The organism is Streptomyces sp. LS1784 (genome assembly GCF_020103755.1).
Classification (GTDB): Bacteria; Actinomycetota; Actinomycetes; order Streptomycetales; family Streptomycetaceae; genus Kitasatospora.
The window spans coordinates 1-3758 of sequence record NZ_JAHSQD010000703.1; the positions used below are offsets into that span (position 1 = coordinate 1).

The following is a 3758-nucleotide window of genomic DNA, read 5'->3' on the forward strand; positions in this document are numbered from 1 at the left end:
GTGACATCCCGGCACCGGGTGCGCTCCGTCGAGTGGGCAGAGACGAACGGAGGCACGCCCTGTGCGTAGCGCAGACCTGGAGGAGTTCCGCGGTTTTGCCGAGGAGCGGTTGCCGCACCTGCGGCGGACGGCGTATCTGATGTGCGGTGACTGGCATCACGCGGAGGACATCACGCAGACCGCACTGACCAAGCTGTACTCCGTGTGGGGGAGACGGCACCGGGTCGCCAACCTGGAGGCCTACACCCATCGCGTGCTGACCCGGACCTGCATCGACCACACCCGGCGCCGCTGGCGGCGGGAGGACCCGACGCCCGCGCTGCCCGACCGGCCCGGTCCGGGCACCGATCCCTCGCTCGGCCTGCAGGTCCGTACCGCGCTCGCGGCCCTGCCACCGCGTCAACGGGCCGTGGTGGTCCTGCGGTTCTGGGCCGACCTGGACATCGCGGACACCGCCAAGGCCCTGGGCTGCACCGCCGGAACCGTCAAGAGCCACACCGCCCGCGCGCTCACCAGACTGCGCGCCCTGCTCGGCGACACCGACCCGTTCGACGAACTGGCCGCCGCCCCGACCCCCCTGAAGGAACTCCTGTGACCCACCACGACGCCCTCGACCCGCAGGACGAGATGCGCACCCTCCTCGCAGCCGGACTCGGCGCCGAACCAACCCTGCGCCCCGGCACCGTGAACACGGCGGTCACGGCCGGACGCCGCCGCCGCGCCACCCGGCTCGCCGTACGCACCGGCGCCACGGCAGCCGCCACCGCCACCCTGGCCGCCCTGATCGCAACCCTGCCCACCCCCACCCCCGGCACCCCGACCGCCGCCGCCGACCCGCTCACCGGCCCCCTCACCCTGGCCGGCACCGCCAACGCCACCCCCGAACCGCTGCGCCCGGACTCCTTCGGCCCCGGCAACGGCCGCGCCACCGACTGGACCAGCGACCACCTGGGCACCACCCTGGCCTCGCTGCTCCCGGCCGGCGCGAAGACGGTGCGCGCCGGGGACATCCCGGGCCGCACCTTCCGGGTCGCCTGGCAGTCCCCGGCCGGTTCGGTGGACTTCGTCGGCGGCGCCGACCACACGGCCGACGCGCCGAAGGTCCCGTTCTGCGCCGCCATCGCGCTGCCCGAGGTCACCCCGCCCCCCGGCGTTCCCGGCCCGCAGGAGGTCGCCCCGCGCACCGACTGCCACCTGGTCGAGCTCCCCTCCGGCGGGCGCGGCGAGGCCGTGACACTGACCTCCCGGCAGGACGGCCGTGTCTCCCGGTACGTCCGCCTCCAGCGCGCCGACGGCCGGACGGTGACGCTCCAGCAGTGGACCGAACAGCCGGGCACGGGCCTGGACGAGGCCGCCCTGCTCGCGATCGCCGACGACCCCACCTGGCAGTTCTGACCCACCGCCCACACCGACCGCCCACCCCGGCCAGCGCGGGCGCGGCCCGGGCAGGCCCGCTACACCGACGCCCTCCGCCAGGTCGGCAACCGGCCCGTCGGCGTCCTCCACGGACGCCCCGGGACACACACCCACCGCGACGAAGCGACCGCCCGGGCGCACCACGCACAACCCCATGCCGTTCGACCTCAAACGCGATGGGGCGTCTGACCTGCGGCATCCGGCCGCTGAGCGGGAGAAGGAGATCGGCGCGCGCCGTGCCCCCTCCCGTACACTCTCCGGCGATCTTGACAGACCGAGGAACAGGGGGACGGCAATTGACCGGCGGGCGTGAGCGTTGGCTCAGCGACAGGCTGACCGTGAGGTCGTTCCGCAATCCCAAGAACGTGGCGAAGGCGGTCTTCCACCCGACGTGGGTGCCCGAGTCGGTCGATCCCGCCGTGGAGTCCCTCAAACGCGTCCGGGTCATCTGCGGCGCGGTCGCGGCGATCGGTGTCTACAGCTTCGTGGAGGGCGGTTTCTCCTTCGACGGGATGCTGGAGAAGGTGCTGACGGCGAGTCTCGTCCTGCTGCTGATCACACCACTGACGATCGGTGTGATGCTCTACGTGTGGCGGCGTACCGGAACCGTCCGCCAGCTGCGCACCCCGCTGGTGAACTCGCTCAAACTGCTGCTGCTCTTCATCGGCTCGGTCGTGGTGATGGTGCTGACGTGGATGCTGGCGAACGGTGCTTCCCCGCTCCGTATGCTGCTGTGCCTCATGGCGGCGCTCTGGCTCACCTGGTTCGTGGGCGCCGGGGGCCTTTACGTGTCCGACAACTTCTTCGGCACCGCGGGAGTGCACCGCTGTCTGCCGCCGCTGCTCGCCACCGTGACGACGTGGCTGATGGCGGTCCCGGACCTGCTCTCCGGCGACCTGCACGGCCTCGGCCTCGCTCTGGGCGTCGTCTTCATCCTGGGCGCGCCGGTGACGGTCACGGGGATAGCCCTGCTGGAGATGAACCGCCTTCGGCGCCGGTACGGAATCCGGCTGGGCACGCATCCGGCGACCCTGCCCCTGCACGGACACGTGCCTCCGAACGGCAATCCCATCGGCAGCCCTTGAGCGCCGGGTCCATGGCTCCGTCGTGGTGAGTCGACGAACGCGGCGTGGGCGCTTCACCCGAGGCTGACCGACGCGTCACCCGGAAGTTCGGCCGGCCGGTAGTCGTAGCCGAATCGGCCCGGCACTGCCCGGGCGAGCGCCCGGACCAGCGAGGCGGGCGGTGCGACGAAGACCACGGGGTAGTCGCGCTCGCCCCGCTCCGGCCGGACCGGCCAGGCCAGCCGTTCCCGGTCGAGGTCGTACCGCGCGTCCACCCCCTCGCGGTTGCCCCGGGCGTCCAGGCGGGACCAGCGGCCGTCCAGGTGCACGGCGTTGAGGGCGTGCAGCACGAATCCGCCCTCGCCGTCCTCCAGCCGTTGGTAGCACAGGCCGGTCGGCACGCCCTGCGCCCGCAGCAGTGCGGCCAGCAGGTGGGACTTGCCGTGGCAGATCGCATTGCGCGCGGCCAGCACCTCGGAGGCGCGGAACGCCCCGCTGTACGAGCCCGCGTCCGCGGAGTGCGCCACCTGGTCGCGGACGTAGTGGAACGCCGCCTCCGGCGTGGCCAGCCCGGCGGCCGCCCGCCGCAGCTCCGAGTGCTTGTGGTCGATCACCTCGTCCGCCGCGAGGTAGGCGGCGAGGTCGTCGGTCTCCGGTTGAAGGATCATGCCGCCCACGGTGCCGCGCGCGCCGTCCACCGCGTGCGGAATTCCACCCCCTGGACAGGGCCCCGACCCCGCTCCGGCCGCCCCCGACCGGCATCTCGGTCCTGAAGGCATCTGCGATGACCGACACCACCCGCCCCGCACCCGACCCACACCCCGCCGCGGCCCTGCGACGGCTTCGCGCCGGTGCCCGGCTGCCGCCGTGCCGGCCGGGAGGACCGACAGCTGCGGAGGTGTCCTTCGGCGCCGTTCCCACGTTGGCCGGGTGTGGCGGCGGTCTCAACGGCGGCCGCCCGGTGTTGACTCAGCGTGGTGGCGGTGGGCCGGTCGGTGATGTTGCCGGGGCCCGTGTGGTGAGTGCGCTCACACGGGAATGCGGTGCACGACGACGGATAGTGGTGTCCGTTTTGCGCCATTTTGAGACTATTTGGCGAGTGGCTGGAGGGTGTTTGCGCAGGCCGGGAGGGGTCGGCGGGGATCGGCGCGCTCCGGGCGCCCGCCCCTGCGGATCGGCGTCGTCCGCCCTTGGGTACGACGGTGGGTCGTAGCGAGGGGGTCTTGTCGATGACCGGTCCGGCCTGGCAACAATTGCTGCATCGAGCCACTCCGGCAC

Annotated in this window: 3 protein-coding genes and 1 pseudogene; 3 read left to right on the top strand and 1 reads right to left on the bottom strand. The window is 72.8% G+C overall.

Annotation, left to right across the window (positions count from 1 at the left end; genetic code table 11):
• Positions 1-61: 61 nt before the first annotated feature.
• The 3 genes and pseudogenes from KS423_RS40875 to KS423_RS40885 all read left to right on the top strand — a co-directional run.
• The gene (locus KS423_RS40875; protein WP_224284795.1) at positions 62-595 is read left to right on the top strand and encodes a SigE family RNA polymerase sigma factor; all 534 of its coding nucleotides are present in this window, start codon (positions 62-64) and stop codon (positions 593-595) included.
• Positions 592-1395, top strand: a complete 804-nt coding sequence (locus KS423_RS40880; RefSeq protein WP_224284796.1) for a hypothetical protein — start codon at positions 592-594, stop codon at positions 1393-1395. Before KS423_RS40875 ends, KS423_RS40880 begins: the two co-directional genes overlap by 4 nt.
• Positions 1396-1712: 317 nt before the next feature.
• A pseudogene (locus tag KS423_RS40885) lies at positions 1713-2498 on the top strand (hypothetical protein); the annotation flags it as partial.
• Between the two features lie 56 nt (positions 2499-2554).
• On the opposite strand, the gene KS423_RS40890 reads toward KS423_RS40885, so the two are convergent.
• A complete protein-coding gene (locus KS423_RS40890; protein WP_224284797.1) occupies positions 2555-3148 on the bottom strand; it encodes a transglutaminase family protein in 594 nt (197 codons plus the stop codon).
• Between the last annotated feature and the right edge of the window lie 610 nt (positions 3149-3758).